We start from the raw sequence: 22533 nt of genomic DNA, 5'->3' as shown, positions 1-22533 counted from the left end.
CCCAATGACGAGTATGATTGTGCCCCCTCATGATAAAACGGATAGGTCTATGGGGAACATAACCACTAAATATGTAGTATTTAGTATCAATATCATAGAGAATGGTGGGAAGAAAAAATGCTTGATAAATTTACCCAGCAGGTTTTATTATCTAGTGAAAAATTTAAAAAAGAAAAAGAATATTGGTTAGACAAGTTATCAGGTGATGTTGAGTTAAGTAGATTTCCTTGTGATTGTCTGTCTTTAAATAATATTCAGGCTTCTAAAGAAAGTTATTATTGTCAATTCCCATCGGATATTGCGAAGAGAGCTGTAGCAATTAGCAATAATTCTGATATGTTACTGTACACTATTTTATTATCAGGTGTGAAATATCTCTTAAGTAGATATACCGATAAGGATGATGTAGTAATTGGAATGCCAGTTTTTAAACAAGGTCAAGAAGAGACGGTTTTTCAAAACAATTTTTTATTATTACGTACTCAAATAAATCAAGAAGATAATTTTAAAGAAATAATATATAAAATTAAAGAAACAATTTTAGAGTCAAATGAACATTGTCATTTTCCTTTTAATAAACTTACTCAATTATTAAGTCTAGATGGAGAGAGTAATAATCTTCCCTTATTAAATACAATAGTAATGTTAGATGATATTCATTGTTATGAGAGTACAGATAAAATAAACTCTGATATGGTTATTAGGTTTATGAAAAATGAAGAACAGTTAAAGGTTCAAGTGGATTACAATTCTACTTTATATAGTGAAGGATTAGTTAGTAGAATAGTTAATCATTTATATAATATTTTAGATATATTAATGAAAGATCCAAATAAATCTGCAATGGATCTAGATGTAATGCCTAAAACAGAAAAGAATCAAATATTATTTGATTTCAATCATACGACTAGAGTTCATAAAACATTACTTTGTGAGACTGTAACAGCTCCTCAATTATTTGAAGAGCAGGTAAAACAGAATCCTAATCAAATAGCGATTGTATGTAATGGAAAAGAAATTACATATAAACAATTAAATATAAAAGCTAATCAGTTGGCGAGAAGGTTATTAGACCAGGGAGTTAAAAGAGAATCCATTGTTGGTGTGATGATGGAACGCTCTATTGAGATGATTGTAGGTATATTAGGTATCTTAAAAGCGGGTGGGGCGTATTTACCGATTGATACCGAGTTACCAAAACAAAGAGTGGAATATATGCTGACAGACAGCGGGTGCTCACATGTACTAACATATCAAAACTCTATTATAAAGGGAGTAGCATTTCAAGGTAGTGTAATAAATCTAATGGATATTCCTTTTGAAGAAGAACAAGTAGAAGATTTGCAGATAACGATGGAACCTCAAAATTTGGCATATGTTATTTATACATCAGGTTCTACAGGCCAGCCCAAAGGGGTAATGATTGAACATCGTTCCTTAACTAATTTTTTGTGTGCAATGTATGAGGACTTCTCTCAAGATATAGGGATAACTGATAATGTACTATTCTCAAGTAGTATTTCTTTTGATGTTACTATATTTGAAATATTTGTCCCATTGGTATATGGAGCAAGAATGACTATTTATCAAGGTGAGAAGTTTGATGTACCAAAACTTGTACAAGTCATTCTTGAGGAACAGGTCACGTTAGCATATATTCCACCTACCTTATTAAATGAAATATATGATTATTTTGTAAGGGCGAATCAGAAGATATCGTTAAATAAACTTTTCGTGGGAGTAGAACCAATTAAAACAGAATTACTCGCAAAATACGATCATCTATTTAGGGGGAACCTCCAAATATTAAATTTATACGGACCTACAGAGGCTACAGTCTGTTGTACATCTTATCAATATGAGAGGGATAAAGAAATTACAATACAAAACGTACCAATAGGTTCGCCATTGTTAAATACTAAAATTTATATATTGGATTCATTTCACAGGCTACAACCTATAGGTGTTCCAGGAGAAATATGTATTTCTGGCATAGGGTTAGCTAGGGGATACATCAATCGAAAAGAATTAACAGCAGATAAATTTATTGATCATCCATTTGAACATGGTGAGAAATTATATAAAACAGGAGATATAGCGAGATGGCTACCTGATGGTAACATAGAATACTTGGGACGAGTTGATCATCAAGTGAAAATAAGGGGATATCGAATAGAACTAGGTGAGATAGAAGCAAGTTTGTTAAAATATGAGACAATCAAATCCGCCGTAGTAATACAGCGAGAAGATGAAAGTGGAGAAAAGTATTTATGTGCGTATGTAGTTACCAAAAAAGATATTCCTATTCCAGAGGTAAGAGCATATTTAGCAACCAAGTTACCATATTATATGATACCTCAACAAATCATATCCATTCAAAACATACCGTTAACACAAAACGGAAAAATAGATAGAAAAAAATTACCTCAACCTATTAATAATTTGAAATCTAGTCATCTAGAGCCGACAAATTCTACAGAAAGAAAATTAGTTGAGATTTGGAAAGATGTATTAGGAATACAAAGGGTAGGAATACGGGATAATTTTTTTGAGATAGGTGGTCATTCATTAAAGGCTGCTAGGCTAATTTCTATCGTTAATAAAGAATTTAATGTGCAATTATCTATTAAATCCCTATTTAAGTTTCCTGTTTTGGTTTATTTTTCAAAATGTATATTAGAAATGGAAAAAAGTAATTATATTTCCATAGAACCTGTAAAACAACAAGAGTATTATTTAGCTTCTACGTCACAAAAGAGAATGTTTATAGTAGATCAATTCGAAGATGGTACAAATACAACTTATAATATGCCCACAATACTTAAAGTAGAAGGGGATATTTGTAAAGATAAGTTTGAAAATATATTTCAATTTTTAATTGAGAGACATGAAATATTAAGAACTTCTTTTCAAATTTTAGATGGGGAATTAGTGCAGAAAATTGAGCCTAATGTAGATTTCAATATTGAATACGTTCATGTAAATGAAAAAGATGCGGATTATTTAATACATGAGTTTATAAGTCCATTTGATTTATCAAAACCTCCATTATTAAGGGTGTTGCTTTTAAGGATAGCAGAAGAAAGACATATCCTTGTAGTAGATATGCATCATATAATATCTGATGGTTTATCAATGGGGATATTAATAAAAGAGTTTGTAGAATTGTATAAAGGAAATGAGCTTCCAAAATTGAGAGTGCAGTACAAAGACTATGTGATGTGGCAAAATGGACCTTACTATAAGAATCTAATTAGTGAACAAAAGAATTATTGGTTAACAACTTTAAAAGGAGAACTCCCGGTTTTAAATTTTCCAACCGATTTTCAAAGACCGACTATACAAAGCTTTAAAGGTAATGTTTGTTCTTTTAATTTGGGAACAGATTTAACTTTTAAAGTAAATAAGCTAGCAACTGAAACTGGTACCACGCCATATATGATTTTATTGGCCATTTATAACATACTTTTATCTAGATACACAGGTCAAGAAGACATTATTGTAGGTTCGCCTATTGCTGGAAGGTCTCATTCTGATACTAATCATATGATTGGTATGTTTATTAATACTTTGGTAATGAGAAATTATCTAGAAAATGACGATGAGTTTATTGAGTTTTTGAGTAGATTAAAACTCAATACATTAGAAGCTTATGAAAATCAAGACTATCCTTTTGAAGAACTATTAGAAGGTTTAGACTTGCATAGGGATACAAGTAGAAATCCATTATTTGATACCATGTTTGTTTTTCAAAACATGGATATGAATCCAATAACTATTGGTGAATTAGAATTTACACCGTATCCGTTTAAGCAGTCAGTTTCAAAATTTGATTTGTCATTAGTAGCAACGGAAATAGATAATAACATTCATTTAAAAGTAGAATATAGTACTAAGTTATTTAAAGCGGAGACAATAGAAAGGTTAATGGTACATTTTACAAATATAGTTGAGGAAGTAACTAATAACCCTAGAGTACGATTGCATAATATTAATATGTTATCTATAGAAGAAGAACATTGTATTATGAATGAATTTAACAAAAAAGAGAATTCAAATTCTAATCATTTATTAGTGCATAAAATGTTTGAAGAACAAGTAAAACGGAACCCTAATCAAATAGCCGTTGTATGTAATGAAAAAGGAATTACATATAATGAATTAAATATAAAAGCTAATCAGTTGGCGAGAAGGTTATTAGACCAAGGAGTTAAAAGAGAATCCATTGTTGGTGTGATGATGGAACGCTCCATCGAGATGGTTATAGGTATATTAGGTGTCTTAAAAGCAGGTGGGGCGTATTTACCAATTGATACCGACTTACCAAAACAAAGAGTGGAATATATGCTGACAGACAGTGGGTGTTCACATGTATTAGTACATCAAAACTCTATTATAAAGGGGATAGAGTTCCAAGGTAATGTAATAGATCTAATGGATATGTCTTTTGAAGAAGAACCAGGAGAAGACATGCACATGATGATAGAACCTCACAACTTAGCGTATGTTATTTATACATCAGGTTCTACAGGACAACCTAAAGGAGTAATGATTGAACATCGATCCTTGACTAACTTTTTGTGTGCAATGTATGAAGATTTTTCTCAAGATATAGGGATAACTGATAACGTTCTATTCTCAAGTAGTATTTCTTTTGATGTTACTATTTTTGAGATATTTGTCCCATTGATATATGGCGCAAGAATGACTATTTATCAAGGTGAGAAGTTTGATGTATCAAAACTTGTACAAGTCATTCTTGAGGAACAGGTTACATTATCATATATTCCACCTACTTTATTAAATGAAATATATGATTATTTTGTTAGAGATAACCAGAAGATAGTGTTAAATAAGTTACTTGTGGGAGTAGAACCCATTAAAACAGAATTACTCGCAAAATACGATCATCTATTTAGGGGGAGCCTCCAAATATTAAATGGATACGGACCTACAGAGGCTACAGTTTGTTGTACATCTTATCGATATGAGAGTAATAAAGAAATTACAACACAAAACGTACCGATAGGTTCGCCATTGTTAAATACTAAAATTTATATATTGGATTCATTTCATAGGATACAACCTATAGGTGTTCCAGGTGAAATATGTATCTCTGGCATAGGGTTAGCTAGAGGATACATCAATCGAAAAGAATTAACAGTAGATAAATTTATTGATCATCCATTTGAACGAGGTGAGAAACTATATAAAACAGGGGATATAGCAAGGTGGCTACCTGATGGTAACATTGAATACTTGGGCCGAGTCGATCATCAAGTAAAAATAAGGGGATATCGAATAGAACTAGGTGAGATAGAAGCGAGTTTGTTAAAATATGAGACAATCAAAACGGCCGTAGTAATAGATCAAGAAGATGAAGCTGGGGAAAAGTATTTATGTGCATACGTAGTTACAGAAAAAGATATTCCTATTCCAGAGGTAAGAGCATATTTGGCAACAAAGTTACCACATTATATGATACCTCAACAACTCATACCAATTCACAATATACCATTAACACAAAATGGGAAAATAGATAGAAGTAAGTTACCGAAGCTAAATACACTGGGCAATAGTAATTATGTACCACCAAGAAATGAAATAGATAGTAGTTTAATTGATATTTGGAGTAGTATATTAGGCGTAAATAATATTGGTATAAATGATAATTTCTTTGAATTAGGTGGTCATTCTCTTAAGGGATTAAAGTTATTCGAAAATATCAAGAGAATGTTTAATGTGCAACTGCCATTAAGTTTATTATTTCAAAAGGCTACTATTGAACAATTAAGTGATGTAATAAGTAGGAATAAAGGAATAGACAGTGAGTGTTTAATTCCAATTCAAAATGGGACAAACAAGGATAGTCAATGGTTCATTGTTCATGGACAAGGAGGGGGTATATTAAACTATTATGATTTGGCTAGAGAATTAGGAGAGGATAAGAATGTATATGGGTTACAATCTATAGGATATGATGATAATAGATTTCCAAACTTATCTGTAGAGGAAATGGCGGTAAGATATATAGAAGAAATTAAACAAGTAAAAAAAGAAGGGCCATATACCTTATTAGGATGGTCTTTTGGAGGAATAGTTGCATTTGAAATGGCTAGAAAATTAGAAGAACTAGGTGATAAAGTTAGTTTTCTAGGTTTACTTGATGTTCATCCTATTGAACAAGGTAAGGAGATTCTTAGTTTAAATATTAAGAATGCCTTTGAAGAATTGGAAAAATTCAATGATCAGTTAGGGATTGAGAAAATTAGTTTTGAGCAAATGAGTGAAGAACAATTAATAGAATCTTTACTGAAAAAATTTACATTGAATGAAAATAGTTGTCAGCAAAATTTTGAAGATCCAATGATGAATAAGTTAAAAGTAATGATAGCTAATAGATATGCATACCTAAAATATAATTGTAAACAAAAAATAAAAGCAGATATCTTTCTATTTAATGCATCTATTAATGACATTCACCCACTAGTAGATTATAACAGATGGAATGAATATACATCAGGGGAAGTATACGCTTTGCAAGTGCCAGGTTCCCATCTGAGTATGTTAGAGAAACCGCATATTCATGAATTGGTAAAGAGTATAAAAATGAGTTTTAAACAAATGCTCTTATTAGCACATGTAAATAGGTGAAATATTATTTGAAATTGTACACTATTAGTTTTCTAAAAGTCTCATAAATTCGTGTATAACATATTATGAGACTTTTTTCTTTGAGCCCATTCAATAATAGACATAAAGAGGTTAGAAAATAAGTCGAAAATATGAATGTAAAATAGAATATTATCCTCTGAAAATGTTTTTTACTAATCAAAAATAAATAGGAATTATTCATTGAGAGTTTTTTATATTTATATAAGAAGTTAGGTGGGAAGGAAATAATGAATATATATAAGGTACGTGTGCCGGGAAATATAGAACATAATATTATGCAGAAACTTATGAGTTTGGTCTCAAAAGAAAAGCAGATGAAAATACAGAAATATAAAAGAAAGCCCGACCAATATAGCGCCTTAATTGGAGACATTATAATAAGATATTTAATTACTACAAATTTCTCAAAAGAAAATAAAGATATTAAATATAAATACAATGAATACGGAAAGCCTTATGTTGATGAGTTAAATAATTTTCATTTTAATATATCACATTCCGAAAGTTGGGTTGTTGGAGCTATTCATGAGGAAGAAGTAGGAATAGATGTAGAAAAAGTCCGGCCCATGGATACTACAATGATTAAAAATATATTTACTGAGGAAGAATTTAATTATTTAAATTCATTAAATGTAGAACAACAATTAGATGTGTTTTATGAATTATGGACTATAAAAGAAAGCTTTGTTAAATGGATAGGGAAAGGACTAACTATACCTTTAAACTCTTTTGTTATTAAAAAAAATATAATATTTTATGGTGACATGCTATCTAATGAGGTTTATTATAAAAAGTTTACTATTGGTAAAGATTATAAGCTTTCTTGTTGTGCTTCTTTAGATAGTTTTCCAGAATCAATAATTGAAATTGACTTTGTTGATTTGTGTAATTACTTTATAGAAGATAAGCATTCTTACATAGTTTAAAATAATCGATATTTCCTTAAGGAAAGAAAATTTTCGGAAATTTAATTTTGAAAATTATAAAAGCAAAGATCTGAATAAGTATTTAAACTTGCTGGAGATGCAATCATTTTACGCTTAATAGATTACTTTGTGTATATATTAGTATGTCATTCATTGTTTGTTTACTTAGATCAATGGTTGCAATAACAATTGTTAGCGTTATAGCTGTAACAATTAAGAGGTTATCATAACTAAAAATAGCGAGCCAGTAGAAGGAGTATATCTCTTTTAAAGAGGGCTCTTTAATGACTGCAGCAGTAATTTGTATCTAAACTGACAATCCGGAAAACGATATTTTTGAATGGGTGGATTTTTTAGAAGTGGGCTATAAAAGAAACAGCCAACATTGTATGTATATTATTAGTAAAAAAGATAATTTGAGTATGAATTGACAGAAAATTGATAAAAGAATTGAGAAAGCTGAAAATTCAGTATTTTGAGTATATTTTTAGCGTTGTAGTGTGTAATATATTCAGCAGAGCTATATCATAAAAAATAGGAATATAGACTAACAATAGAATTATATGTAAGTATTTATGAGTAAAAATAGTATTCGAGTTCATATAGGCTATATATCAACTGCTATACATTAGTTTAAAAACAAATGTAGAAAAGTGTGGTAATGGATCCACATAAATTATATTTGCAATCTATTATGTTTTACCTTAGCTGTTTAATAGTTTTGATTTACATATATGTGTAAATACATTTTTGTTACAGGCACTTATTCAAAAGGGAGGTAATATAATAATGGCTATTCGAAAACATTTAATTACTCTTGAGGATCTTACTGATAGTGATATTAACCAAATTGTAACTCGTGGGGTAGAGTTTGCCACAGGTAAATCGCAACCTAATCACATATTAGCGGGAAATATAATTGGGATTTACTTCCGTAAAACATCGACTAGAACTCGATCGGCATTTTCTGTTGCAGCATTAAAGATGGGTGCACAAATTGTATCGTATGGTCCAAATGATTTGCAAGAAAATACAGGGGAGTCTATAGAAGACACTACTCAAGTACTTTCGCGAATGCTGGATGGACTAGTAGCAAGAACTGCAGATAGTCAAAAAGAAATGGAAAAACTGGCATCTCAAAGTCGTATGTCAGTCATTAATGCAATGAGTGCGGAAGAACATCCAACACAAGCGCTAACAGACCTAACAACAATGAAACAAAAATTTGGTGAAATAGCTGGATTACGGGTTTTATATATGGGAGAAGGTAATAACAGTGCGGCAGCTCTAGCTCTTTCTTTATCTCGTTTTCCAGGTACGGAGTTATATCTTTTTACACCTGCTGGTTATGGAGTGTCTCCGAGTGTGCTTGAAAAATCAAAAGAATATGCACGATTTTCTGGTGCTAAAGTTGTAGAATGTCATGATATAAAAATGTTACCTAGTGAAGTGGATGTTGTATATACAACAAGGTGGCAAACAACAGGGACAAGCAAAATAGATCCTTTATGGAAAGATGCATTTAATCCATTTGCAGTGACAGAGAGAATTTTGACTTTATATCCGGAAGCTACTTTCATGCATGACCTCCCAGCACACCGGGGGGAAGAAGTAGCAGCAACAGTTATTGATGGACCGAAAAGTATTGTATTTACCCAGGCCGAAAACAAGCTAAATAGTGCTATGGCAGTACTTGAATGGTGCTTAGCTTATCGATACTAAAGAATCTAGCATTTATTGTCTTTCAGGTATAAGTTCTATTTGAAATACATTCGAAAGAACATTTACAACTATTTATCTTTAATTATTTTTTTAGATTTTAACCAAGAAAGGAAGCAAATTATGCTCAAGAAATTAGAGAGTTTAGAAAGGGTAATCGGCAACACACCTATGATTAAATTAGAGCATGAAAAGATTAATCTGTATGCGAAACTAGAATATTACAATTTAATGAATAGTGTTAAAGTACGTGCTGCTTACCATATTTTAAAATCAGCAATAAGTCGCGGTGAAGTGACTGAAAATTCTACGATTATCGAATCTTCATCTGGTAACTTTGCGGTTGCTCTTGCTACTCTTTGTAGGTATATCGGCCTGAAATTCATACCAGTTATTGATCCAAATATTAATGATAGTTATGAGAATTTTTTGAGAGCAACTTCCTATCAAGTAGCTAAAGTGGATGAACGAGATGAAACAGGTGGCTATTTATTAACGCGTTTAAATAAGGTGGAAGAACTTTTAAATACTATTCCTAATGCATACTGGACAAATCAATATAATAATGCTGATAACTTTGAAGCCCATTATCAAGGAATTGGTGAAGAAATATCTAATGATTTTAAACAGTTAGATTATGCCTTCATTGGAGTGAGTACTGGAGGAACTATCGCTGGGGTATCTACACGATTAAAAGAAAAATTTCCTAATATTAAAATTATTGCGGTAGATAGTCAAGGGTCCATTATTTTTGGTGATAAGCCACGTAAACGGTACATACCAGGAATTGGTGCCAGTATGATACCTGGTATGGTTAAAAAAGCATTGATTGATGATGTAATGATTGTACCGGAGGTCCATACTGTTGCAGGTTGTTATGAGCTATTTAATAAACATGCAATATTTGCTGGTGGATCATCAGGGACTTCATATTATGCAATTCAAAAGTATTTTGAAAATAGGGATGTTCAAAATACACCTAATGTTGTTTTCTTGTGTCCTGATAATGGACAAGCTTACACATCAACTATTTACAACGTAGAATGGGTAGAATGGCTTAATACACAAAAATCAGTAGAAGACCAATTAGTTTCTTTATAAAAATGATATAGAAATGAGGAAGCAATTATGATGTATTTAAATACTAAACATATCAATGAAATGGGTGTTAATTGGGAAGAAACAATAAATGTCATTTCAAAGGCAGTAAAAAGTCTTGATGCAGAAGATTTTTCTCAGCCAATTAAGCCATACTTACGTTTCGATGATCCGGCTAATAGAATTATTGCTATGCCAGCTTATATTGGAGGAGAATTTAAGGTTTCAGGAATCAAATGGATAGCTAGTTTTCCGAAGAATATTGAGAAAGGTATTCAACGTGCTCATTCAGTTACTATATTAAATGATGCTATGACTGGAAAACCATTTGCGACACTTAATACAGCGATGGTCAGTGTAATACGAACAGCTTCTGTTACAGGGTTAATGATTCGAGAGTTTGCCAAGTTAAGAGATTTAAATAATGTTAAAGTTGGAATTATTGGATTTGGACCTATTGGTCAGATGCATTTAAAGATGGTAACTGCCCTATTAGGCGATAAAATCGAAAGTGTTTACCTATATGATATTAATGGAATTAAAGACGAATTAATTCCTGAGGAAATTTATTCTAAAACTCAAAAGGTTAATGCATATGAAGAAGCCTATAATGATGCTGATATTTTTATTACTTGTACTGTTTCTGCAGAAGGTTATATTGATAAGAAACCTAAAGATGGGGCGCTACTACTCAATGTTTCTCTTCGTGACTTTAAGCCTGATATCTTAGAATATACAAAATCCCTAGTTGTTGATAATTGGGAAGAAGTCTGTCGTGAAAAAACTGATGTTGAAAGGATGCACCTTGAAAGAGGTTTACAAAAAGAAGATACAGTATCAATTGCTGACGTTGTAATCCGAGGAGCACTGCAAAACTTCCCTTATGACAAATCAATATTATTTAATCCAATGGGTATGGCCATATTTGATGTAGCCATTGCTGCTTATTACTATCAAAGGGCTAGGGAAAATGAAATTGGTGTTTTATTAGAAGACTAGTAAAATTATTAAAACGCAGTTTGAAATAATTGTCTAATATCCGCTAAATATTGGTAAACACGACTAATCATTATAGTAAATTAGTTATTTGATAAGCTTAGAATTTATGTAATTATTTGAGGAGCTGTTTTTATGAGTGAAATTATTTCGGCCTTAGATCTCTTACATCCCAAGCAAATTCGCTTTCATGAATCATATGAACACAAACGATTGGAACAAATTTGTCGTGTAATGGAAAGCGAAGGTGTTTTACGGAACCCTCCCTTAGTATCTGAGCTTAGTGATGGTAATTATCTGTTACTTGATGGTGCCCATCGTATGAAGGCTATGATGGCATTAGGTTGTAAACGCGTTGCTGTACAGGTAGTACCTGATGAAAAAATAAAAATTCGTGCTTGGAATCATTTATTACCAATGGGGGAATGGGTAAATAATTTAAAGAAAGAACCTACAATAATTTGGTCAGGTAAGATTATTGCTAATAAACGTTTGCTTGCAAAAATTACAGAAGCAAATAAACAAGTACATTTTTTATATGCAAGGGATTTAAATAGCGATTTATTTAATCATTTAGAGATATGGCATCGTATTGTCAGCTTATATCAACATGAGTATACGGTACGCCGTCATTCAAATGATACTGAGGTCTGGCCTCATTCAAATGAAATATTGATGAGTTATCCAGAATACTCGTTGATGGAACTGAAAAAGGTAATTGAAGCAAAGTTTTTAATGCCAGCGGGAGTTACTCGTACGACGCTTAGTGGTCGGTTATTGAATTTACGTATACCACTTCATATATTGCGTACGGAAGTATATCCTGCTGGTGAATGGGAAACGTTATGTGGAAATTGGTCAAAATGTTTACGCCTTTATGACGAGCCAATATATGTTTATGATGCTTAATATATTGTTTAATGATTATGATGTATATTTTTTATTTATTTGTAAAAATTTCATTATATGATTTATATTAATTCAAAATATTTTTATTATGTTATAAAAACTTTTTGAATTAGTATTTAAGACTAATCTAAGAGAGGTTTGTTATCGGATGGGGTAAATATTACCAAAAAAAATAAAGTGGAGATCTCTAAAAAATTAAAAACTTTCTTGGGTGATCAATATTCACTTGAATTAGGAGATTACATAAGCTTTGAGATACTTGAATTTATAATAAAAGAATTAAATCCACATTTTAATCTAGCTACAAAAAATAGGTTGGAAATTCTCTTGAAAAATATAGAGAAAGAGATATATAGTGAATTAGTTTCACATGAAAATAACAAAGTATAGGCAATATTACATGTATTTAAATGTAGAATAGTATAAACCTATATCTACATAATGTGTTGTTATTAATTTGGTAGAATTGCGAGGATCAAGAGAGTTGATGATATACAATTTTTAGAAGAGATGGGATTGTGAAGTGAATATACTTGCAATTTCATCTTTTTATTTTTAACATGCTTTTTGCAATGCATGATTAAAATTTTCTGACGAAGCATTATACTATTAAAAAAAAAATTGATTATCCTATTTTATGGTAAAATATTCTTGAGTTATATCTGCTGAAAATCTATTTTTTACAAGTTTAATTAATATTCTTAATCGTTATTCAGGTATTAGAAGAATTATTTAAATTATTAAATAGCATTGATTATTAATAAATTTATAAAATTTAAAAAATATTAGCTTGAAAAATAGCCTTTAAATTTTAATGATATAGTAAGTGAGTCTCCTTTAATTATATTAATATAGTTAAATATCCTATTATTTTATTTTTCTATAAATATATCTTTTTTTTATTAACATTTAATGGTATATTGTTTTTAGATAATGTTGTGGTAAATTATTGAATTTATAACATCATTTTCAAAAAAATAAAAGGTAGGTATTGAAATGGAAACTGAAAAATATTTACAAGTCGTAGAAGATGAAGAGATTGAACAATTAGTTGGTGGAGCAGGACCTGGTTGGGTTGAAACTTTAACTAAAGATTGTCCTTGGAATGTGCCTGTAGCATGCGTCACGATTATGGGACAAAGAATTTGTAAAAAATGCTACTAATAGTTAAAGAGAGTAAGGCGAAAGGCCTTACTCTCTTTAATGAGAATGAATTTCTAACTGTTTCTCCTACCTATAAAAAGAAGAGGTTATTATGAAAAATAATTCACATGGAATTTTGAATACAATAGATAATGGATCACATTCTTTAGTAACAAAAGAATATCTAGAAAAAAATTTTGTTATCTTTTTAGAGGATTTTTCATGTAATGATGTCATTAAGAATGACGAAAACTATAACTTTCAAAAAATAATACAAACATATGTAGTATTCTTTAAAAATATGATGTTAAATAAAATTGATTTTTTTGGTAATGTTAAGAAGGTTTCTGAATGGATAATGCTTGATTTAGAAAAAAGACTATACCAAGTATTAAGGCCATCCTTAATTGTATACATAAATAAACTTAGGGTAGAAAATGCTTTAAGAGGAATGGATACCAATGAAGAATATAAGTATTTTACAAAGAACTTCTTTCATTTTAAAAAATTTTATATGAATTTTTTTAAAATATTACCCGTATTAAACGAAAAAATTTTTACAATCATTGAAAATGAAATAAATTATATGATTTGGTTACAAGGTGCTCTTGAAAAAGATCAAAAAGAAATTCATAAAATGTCGGGTTTTAATATTATGCATGTAGAAAAAGTTATTAACCTAGGTGACTACCATAATAATGGAAAGAGAACAATTCTTTTAGAAGATAAATTTAATAATAAGGTAATTTTAAAACCAGTCGATTTGAAAAATTCTATACTATATCATAGTTTAATTAATCAACTGAATAAAGATTTAAATACGGATATCTTTATTCCGCAAGTAGTTAATAAAAGAAATTATGGATATATGGAATACATTAATCATGAATCATGTGAATCTAATGAGCAAATTAAAGATTATTATTATAATTTAGGTGTAGTGCTTTCGGTAATGTATTTGATTAATGGAAGTGACATACATAATGAAAATATCATAGCTAAACAATCCTCACCAGTCATAATTGATTTTGAGACATTAGGAAGTACATTAAATCCAAGTGTTACTGAAGAAACCAGTAGTTTTATATTATCTAATTCAGTATTAAATTCTAGAATGCTACCTATAAGGTTTAGTGGAGGTAGGGAGGTAATAAGAGATTACAGTGCAATTGGGAGAGTAATGAAGACTTTGGTAAAAACAATTAAAATAAAAAATGAATTTACATCGAATCCAATTGAAATAAGAGAAGAGACAATAGTAGAAGATACAGTTCAGAATTTACCATTTTTTAACGATGATATATATGAGTACGATAATTATATAAATGATATTATTAAAGGTTTTGAGAATGCATATAACTCAGTTTTAAAAAACAAAGAGGAATATATGCGTATATTAAAAAATAGTGTTTCTAAATGGAATTATCGAAAAGTATATCGAAATACTAAAGTCTATACCCTTTTATTAGATAGACTAAATGTTCCGGATTTATTAGAGAATAAATTAAAGACCATAAAATATTTGCGGAATATTCTTGAAAAAAATAAATACTTGGCTACTAGGAAAGATATTATTCAAAAAGAGATAGAGGCATTATTAACCTATGATGTTCCATATTTCTTTAATAAGTATGAATGGGAGTCTTGCGAAAGTTTATCAAGTAATGAAATAGATCTAGAAATAAAATTTAAAAAAATTTCATATGCTGACTTTTTATTACAAAGAAAAATTATAGAAATATCCCTTTCTAATCAAAATGATAATCTATATAAGCTGAATACAGTAAAGGAAACAATTAATTTTCGAACTAATTTACCTACAAATAAAATAAAGGAAGCAATTACAGGGAAAATTCTTGATGGCAGTTATATATCAAAAGACGGTTCTGTAGATTTTATTGGATTAAAAACAAATTGGCAAGGGGAGCTTGAGATAAACCATTTGAATAGTGGAATATATGATGGATTATTAGGAATAAGTTCATTACTGAGAAATAATGCTGATCCTAATCAGATTGAAATTATAAATAAAATCGAACAAAAAGCCCTGCAAGAAATATTAAACAAAAATAAAAATAATTATGGTTTTGTAAATGGTGTTAATGCAATTATTTCTTACTATTTAACAAATTCACCACATATTACATCTATTGATGAAAGATTGATCTTGCAAATATTTATGGATGTCAACTCTGATATTGAAAAAGGTAAATATAGCGATAAGCATTTTGATATATTAGGGGGGTCAGCTGGTCTAATTTTAACGGCAGTTAAGTTCTATCAAATTAATCCTAATTATAAAATATTGCTTAAAGTGGCTGAAAATCTCGGTGACTACATTGTCAATAATATGCAAACACATAATGAATTTGTATATTGGAAAGCTCACGATACTCTAAATTTAGAGGATTCATTAAAGGGGTTTGTTCATGGATTATCAGGACAACTTCTCGCATTTTATAAGTTAAAAGACATATTAAAAACAAATAAGTACGATAGAGTAATACATGGTATACATAAAAGTGAGAAAATGAGTATGAGTGAATATGAGTATACAGATAGCTGGTGTAAAGGGTTTAGTGGAATGGGAATATCGAGAATTAAAATTTTAGAGTCGTATCAAAATGAAGATATACAATCAGATTTAATCTTTTTTAAAAAACAAATCTTAAGTACATTACATGAAAATAGTGATTATTGTTTATGTCATGGTTTAATGGGGAAACTAGACTTTTTATTGGAGTTAGAAAATAGAGGTATGCTAGAGCGCAATGAAAAACAAATTGTTATGAAAGTAACAAATAACTTTTTGAATAATTTTGATATAGAAGATTTTAATCCTCATAAAATCGCATTATTTACAGGGCTAGGAAGTATTTTGTATTTTTTACAAAGGTTAGAGGATAATAAACTAAATAGCATTTTATACTTTAATGCCTAGAATAGGTGATAAATATGTTAAGGAAGAAAATTAAATTTATACCGCAAATGACATCTTTTGATTGTGGGCCTAGTTGTCTAGCAATGATTATGCATTATTATGGTTCAGCAGTACAAGCTTCGGAAATTAGAAATAGTAAAATTATCAATAAAAAATCGGCATGGAGTTTGTTGGATATTAAAAAAGTTAGTAAATCGTATGGACTTTCTGCAACTGCATATAGGATAGAAAATATAACTGATTTACAAAGGATACAAAAGCCGATGATAGCATTTTGGGGCTTTAATCACTTTGTAATTATTGAAAGGGTTAAAGCAAATAAATTTTATATTGTAGATCCTAAGGCAGGGCCGATGATAATTGATATAAGAAGTTTTGAGGAAATGTTCTGTGACTATATCCTAGTAATAGAAAACAAAAAAGATATACAGCCAAATACTAAAAGGCGTGAAAAACATATATTACTTAGATATATTGATCATTTTGTATCTCCTAGCCAGATTGTTTTATTAGCACTATTAGCATTGTTAGCACAAATCTCAATTCTTGCTTTCCCCTTTATTTTGAAAAAGTTTATGGATATTTTGAATGCTTCAAAGGAAGTGGATGTAAGATACCTTTTAATTATTTTGGGAAGTTTAATCGTTGTTATAGGGATAAAATCTATAACTTCTATTATAAAAGTAAACTTTCAGAAAGAAATTGATAGAAAAAGTACAACAAAAGTTTTTGAGCATATGTTTAATACCCCCATAGAAAAAATTACTACACGTCATGCAGGGGATTTAAATGTAAGAATCATGAGCCTAGAATCAATACGAGGATATATTTTAGAGGATCTAATTGAAATGATTATATCAATAGTAGTTATCATTCCATTATTGATGTATCTATTATATACTGAGACTTTTTATACTTTAATATTGATGTTTTTTATTGCTAGTTCCCTATTTATTAATATTTCCTTAGGGAAATTCATATATAATGCTAATTTAGTCGAAACGTATTACCTAGGAGAACATAGAGGGAAAATTAATGAATCATTAAAAGCGATGTATTATGTAAAGGCTACAGGGATTTTTTCTAGAATTAAATCTGTATGGCAAAAAGATTATAATAAATACTTAGATACGGTACATAAACGAGCGCTAAAACAAAATGCTTTAGAATCATTTAATAGTTCCCTATCAACAATATTTATTATCATAATGCTTGCTGTAGGATTTTATAATTTTAGTAAAGGAGAAGGGGATTTAAGTAATATTTTCTTCTTTATTGCTATATCTAGTATTATATTTTCTCCGGTTTCAACAATTATAGGATCAATTTTAAATTGGAATTCAGTTAAACCACTTTTATTAAGAACTTTAGATATCTTGGAAGAGGAACTAGAAAAAGATGGATCGGATACTAAAGTAAACATTCTTAGAGGATCGATTCAATTTAATAATATTTCGTTTAGTTTTGATGACAAAAAAATAATAGAAAACTTAAGTTTGAACATTAAAAATAACGAAAGTATTGCTATTGTTGGAGAAAGTGGCAGTGGTAAGTCCACTTTAGCTAACTTATTATTAAAATTGCATACTCCCGATAAGGGTAATATATTAATAGACGATAGAGATATTAAAGATTGGAACAGTGAGGAACTAAGAAAAAATGTAGGACTAATGACTCAGGATGGAGTTTTATTTAGAGGAAGTTTATCTGAGAATTTATCTTACTTTGATATAAATTATGATCCTTCAAAAATCCAGGAGTCTATTGATAAATTGAATCTGAGTAATTATATTCAATTTCAAAGTATAAATGATATTTTAATCTCAGAGGGAGGAACAAATTTCTCCGGTGGCCAAAGACAAAGGTTGGCTATGTTACGATTGTTCATGAAAGAATATCCGATTCTTATTTTGGATGAACCAACTAACCATTTAGATAGGGAAACGGCAAATGCTGTTATTGAAAATATATTTGCCATACCATCCACTAAGATTATTATCACTCATGATGAAAATATTTTAGAGCGTGTAGATAGAGTTTATGAACTTACTGATAAAAAATTAAAACAACGAGAAATATTTTCTAAATCCAAATTGCAAACATTAGGTAAAGGGTAAATAGAATATCTAATAGATCAAGAATTTAATAGATACTTACTTTTATTTGAGAATAAGAAAGTGAGGAACAAAATGAAATTAGCAATCCAAACTAAAAATTTAACAAAGTCTTTTGACAATCAATCCATTGTAAGGGATTTAAACTTATCTGTTCCTGAAGGAAGTTTATATGCTTTTATTGGACCAAATGGTGCAGGAAAAACAACAACAATGCGAATGCTATTAGGGTTAATTCCATTAGATAAAGGAACGATATTATTTAATAATAAAGATATCAAAGATTGGAAAGAAGAATTATTTGAAAATGTGGGTTGTTTTATTGATTCACCTACCTACTATCCTAATTTGACAGCATATGAAAATTTAGCCTATGTACAAAAAATGATTAATAAGCCTTTAGATGAAATAGACAGAGTATTAAAAATTACAGGAATATATAAAGCAAAAGATAAAAAAGTGAAAGATTTTTCTTTAGGAATGAAACAAAGGCTAGGTATTTCCTTTGCTATTCTTAATGATCCTAAAATACTAATTCTTGATGAGCCGACAAATGGATTAGACCCAGAGGGAGTACACGAGATAAGGCGCTTATTACTTCATTTAGTAAAAAATGAGGGGAAGACAATATTTATTTCTAGTCATAATTTAGCTGAAATTGAAATGATAGCAGATCACATAGCATTACTACATAAGGGTAACTTACTCTATGAAGGGAATTTAAACAGTATTATTACTTCTAGAGAATATATTGTTCATGTTAATGACACTACTGCCACAGAAAGGATTTTAAATACAGAGGATATACCTTATAGCATAGAAAAAGAAGGGGTATTCAAACTAATGATAGATCAAAATAGTGTTCCTAATTTAACCAGAATATTAATTGAAAATGATATAGATATTTTTGAAGTTAGCCCTAAAAAGCTAACATTAGAGGAAGTATTTTTATCTTTAACTAAACAAAAGGAGTTACTATCATAATGCAATTTATCTTTAAAAGTGTGAATAGTGAGATGAGGAAAATTGGTGGGAGAAAATTATTGTTATTTTCTTTGTTTTTTTCATTATTATCAAGCTTTTTGTGTATAAGTTATTTTATTTTTAACAAGAATAATCCCGATATGTTTCAATCTACCAATCTTATAGCAATTACAGTAAACTTTAATACACTAACATTAAGCATTTTTTCTGCTTGTATGTGGTATTTTATCATTTCTTCTGAAAATAAATATGGTACTTGGGCCATTATCTATACAAAGCCAATTTCAAAATTTAAATTATTGGTAGCTAAAAATTTATTGTTTATACTGTTTTATTTAATCTTTAATATTTTAAATTTTTCAGTTATGGGTATCTATATTTTTATAAATGGATATGAAATATCTATACTTTATTTTTTGAAAATGTTGATGCTTTGTACAATTCTATCTTTAGCAATACCATATTCTCAATTACTTTTTCATTTGATTATAAAAAAGGGAATTCTTGCGGCGTCCTTGTCAGTTATTTGGATTTTTTTTAGCGTAACTTATGGATTATTTCCTGTAGTATTCACAAAGACATTTCCAATATTTTATGCATTGAATATAGTAAGTGATGTAATGATGAAAGAAACAACTATTTTAATATATCTTGCAAGTTCTTCAATCTATATTTTAGGAATTATGTTATTAGCTGTGAGTTTTAAATATTATACATATGAATAATAAAGGGTGAAATAAGTGGGTATATTAGGTGAATATAAAAAAAGTCTTCATAATGGATTGTATATCCTGTTACTAGTATTTCTGTTGATACCAATTAGTTTTCAAATCTTTCTAACTGTATCATCTCAATCAAAAGATGGCGTTTTCATGCATATAGCGATTCTAAGTCTTTTTTGTAGATTATTTTTACCTATTGCAATAGGTCTATTAGTGTCATTTTCTTTTGTAAACGAGTTCAGAAGAAAAGGATATATGTCTGCTATTTATCACGGAATCACTTTAAAAACTATATTAAGTAATAAGTTTTTGTTTTGCTTAATAATTACTTTTGGTTATTTAATATGTGCTTTAGTCATAACTAGTATACCTATAGTATTAACGGTTGATAATCTTGGGACTGTTTATCAAAGATTAATTTTTTCTATACTTTTTATGGTGATTAGCTCTTTAACTATTGTGAATTTACATTTTTTAATAAATATAATATTTTATAAAATCCCGTTACTTTCATTATTAGTAGGGGTTATAGGCGGGTTGGGTAGCTTTTTTATCTCTCATACAAACTATTGGATACTGTTTCCTTGGTCATATCCAATTATGAGTCTTTATATCGATAGCATTGAACCAAAACAGTTGTATATTATTCTTATTGTATATCTATTATCATTACTAAGTTGTATATTTATTATTAAAAAATCAATGCAATGGAATTAAAGTTAAATTAAGAAGAGTGGTATTATTAATAATAAAGCGTGTTGTAGTTGCTATAAGCTGTATCTCGATACGTTAAGTGAAGTAATAAGACAAGCTGATTAAGTATTATTGAATTCAAAGAAGTTAAAATATGAAGAATGTAACTTATGTCTGATACAATATCTATTAAAAATTCACCATATGAAAAAGGTAGCTGTACAAAAGTACAGCTACCTTTTTCACAAAATTATTCGTATACAAGAACAATTTTAGCGTAAACTTGCGCTTAATGGCACTTGAGAATAAACTGTGAAACTGTTACCATAAGTACCGTGTTTAGAAAATGAGGAAGAAATTGAACCGTTCCAACTTTTGTAGGTAGCTCCAGATGTATCTGTTCTTAGAAGTACGTTTGAAAAACTAGCTTGGCTAAAAGAATTACGTCCAGTATCTTCAACGCCCTGAACCATTTTTACTGGTTCGTATTGAGAAAATGAGCCATATACAGGCTGATTTGCATATCTAGGGATTCCATTTACATACATAGTAACCGTACCATTGCCGTTATTAATTATTTTAATGTTTACTCGATCACCATCTTTAATTGATGTATCATATTGTGTGTTCCAATACTTATTGTTTTGACCTGATTCATTATATCCTGAATTAAGAAACACTTTATATCCACTTGGTGTTTTTGAAATACCACCTTCAACTTTAGATGCTCCAATACCTAAGTACCAATTCACATATCCATCCTTAACAACAACCGATTTTGGTAGATTTATATCAGCTGTAATTCCAGTATAACTACTATTTGTAACACTTTTTACAGCACCTTCTGTAGCTGCAAAACTTGTAGTTGAAAACATTGATAGAGAAATTAGAAGTGAGCCGACTAGATACATCATTTTTTTCTTACTTTTCCTTAATACTTGATTCATTTTTAAATCCTCCTTATTTTTAAGTATTAAATTGTATTGAAAGTTGGCCAACTAACTACGACTTACAAACCAAAGATACATTAGGTTTAATTTAATGTATATATTTTCCTGTCATAAGTCATTGAAATGTCAAATAAATTAGATGTTTCATATTTATCAATATAGGGGGAGTTGACAGTATGAAGTGTTATGTCTATTTAAAATAAGAAGGCTTTGTTAAAAATAAGATTAAAGCTTATAAATTTGTTGGGTATAATATGTATTACGATTTATTTAGGAGAGATAAATATGGAAGGAATACAGGGGGTTTTTCAAAAGATATATCTCAAATTTTGAGAAATAAAATAAAAACACATGAAATAAATTAATTGTTTGTGTTAAAGAATTTATTGGAATAGTTCGTAGGTAAAGGGAAATATATGATTTAAAAGGCGTAGAATTCCTATATAAAAAGAAGAAAGGGGGTCCAGCTATGGAAAAGAAAAGATCAAAGTTAAATAATGTAACTATTAAAGGGGGTATAGGGACATTAAAAGATGAAAATGAATGTTTGCGTATGGAAATCGATTATTTAAAAAAGTTAAAGGACTTACTTCAAAAAGAGAAGAAATTACAGAACAGGACTAAGTGGAAGTTTTAGTCTACCATTCTACGTACAATTATAGT

At 29.5% G+C, this 22533-nt stretch carries 15 protein-coding genes; 14 read left to right on the top strand and 1 reads right to left on the bottom strand.

The window, feature by feature from the left end; translation table 11 throughout:
- Positions 1–117: 117 nt before the first annotated feature.
- The 13 genes from N2V92_RS01810 to N2V92_RS01750 all read left to right on the top strand — a co-directional run bounded on the left by N2V92_RS01810 (position 118) and on the right by N2V92_RS01750 (position 20944).
- The gene (locus N2V92_RS01810; protein ID WP_170264831.1) at positions 118–6654 is read left to right on the top strand and encodes an amino acid adenylation domain-containing protein; all 6537 of its coding nucleotides are present in this window, start codon (positions 118–120) and stop codon (positions 6652–6654) included.
- A gap of 248 nt (positions 6655–6902) precedes the next feature.
- A complete protein-coding gene (locus N2V92_RS01805) occupies positions 6903–7601 on the top strand; it encodes a 4'-phosphopantetheinyl transferase family protein (RefSeq protein WP_097938497.1) in 699 nt (232 codons plus the stop codon).
- Positions 7602–8390: 789 nt separating this feature from the next.
- Entirely contained in the window at positions 8391–9323 is a 933-nt protein-coding gene (locus N2V92_RS01800) for an ornithine carbamoyltransferase (protein ID WP_136804478.1), read from the top strand.
- Positions 9324–9443: 120 nt separating this feature from the next.
- Positions 9444–10421 (top strand): 2,3-diaminopropionate biosynthesis protein SbnA, encoded by a 978-nt coding sequence (gene sbnA, locus N2V92_RS01795; RefSeq protein ID WP_136804477.1) that lies wholly within the window; start codon positions 9444–9446, stop codon positions 10419–10421.
- Between the two features lie 27 nt (positions 10422–10448).
- Complete coding sequence (sbnB, locus tag N2V92_RS01790) at positions 10449–11417, top strand: 2,3-diaminopropionate biosynthesis protein SbnB (protein WP_136804476.1); 969 nt, start codon at positions 10449–10451, stop codon at positions 11415–11417.
- Between the two features lie 132 nt (positions 11418–11549).
- Complete coding sequence (locus tag N2V92_RS01785; RefSeq protein ID WP_001289608.1) at positions 11550–12323, top strand: ParB N-terminal domain-containing protein; 774 nt, start codon at positions 11550–11552, stop codon at positions 12321–12323.
- A gap of 138 nt (positions 12324–12461) precedes the next feature.
- Positions 12462–12713, top strand: coding sequence for a DUF2164 family protein (locus N2V92_RS01780; RefSeq protein WP_170264830.1), 252 nt, complete (start codon positions 12462–12464; stop codon positions 12711–12713).
- Between the two features lie 606 nt (positions 12714–13319).
- Positions 13320–13487, top strand: coding sequence for a type A2 lanthipeptide (locus N2V92_RS01775; protein ID WP_016090584.1), 168 nt, complete (start codon positions 13320–13322; stop codon positions 13485–13487).
- A gap of 91 nt (positions 13488–13578) precedes the next feature.
- Complete coding sequence (gene lanM / locus N2V92_RS01770) at positions 13579–16407, top strand: type 2 lanthipeptide synthetase LanM (protein ID WP_170264829.1); 2829 nt, start codon at positions 13579–13581, stop codon at positions 16405–16407.
- A gap of 14 nt (positions 16408–16421) precedes the next feature.
- Positions 16422–18524 carry a peptidase domain-containing ABC transporter gene (locus tag N2V92_RS01765; RefSeq protein ID WP_016090586.1) on the top strand — a complete coding sequence of 701 codons (2103 nt, stop codon included), beginning with the start codon at positions 16422–16424 and terminating at the stop codon, positions 18522–18524.
- A 72-nt stretch (positions 18525–18596) separates the two neighbouring features.
- The gene (locus N2V92_RS01760; protein ID WP_098607837.1) at positions 18597–19505 is read left to right on the top strand and encodes an ABC transporter ATP-binding protein; all 909 of its coding nucleotides are present in this window, start codon (positions 18597–18599) and stop codon (positions 19503–19505) included.
- Positions 19505–20230 carry an ABC transporter permease gene (locus N2V92_RS01755; protein ID WP_021728630.1) on the top strand — a complete coding sequence of 242 codons (726 nt, stop codon included), beginning with the start codon at positions 19505–19507 and terminating at the stop codon, positions 20228–20230. Before N2V92_RS01760 ends, N2V92_RS01755 begins: the two co-directional genes overlap by 1 nt.
- Positions 20231–20245: 15 nt before the next feature.
- Positions 20246–20944, top strand: a complete 699-nt coding sequence (locus tag N2V92_RS01750; protein ID WP_021728631.1) for a hypothetical protein — start codon at positions 20246–20248, stop codon at positions 20942–20944.
- Positions 20945–21192: 248 nt separating this feature from the next.
- Here N2V92_RS01750 and N2V92_RS01745 read toward each other — a convergent pair whose 3' ends face one another.
- The gene (locus N2V92_RS01745) at positions 21193–21867 is read right to left on the bottom strand and encodes a hypothetical protein (protein WP_021728632.1); all 675 of its coding nucleotides are present in this window, start codon (positions 21865–21867) and stop codon (positions 21193–21195) included.
- Positions 21868–22339: 472 nt separating this feature from the next.
- Between N2V92_RS01745 and N2V92_RS01740 the strand changes: the two genes are divergently transcribed.
- Complete coding sequence (locus N2V92_RS01740; protein ID WP_170264828.1) at positions 22340–22507, top strand: hypothetical protein; 168 nt, start codon at positions 22340–22342, stop codon at positions 22505–22507.
- Positions 22508–22533 lie beyond the last annotated feature (26 nt).

This window comes from Bacillus sp. CH_48 (assembly GCF_038008465.1).
Classification (GTDB): domain Bacteria; phylum Bacillota; class Bacilli; order Bacillales; family Bacillaceae_G; genus Bacillus_A; species Bacillus_A thuringiensis_S.
The sequence above is the reverse complement of the archived record's forward strand: the minus strand, read 5'-3'. Positions and strand labels throughout refer to the sequence as shown.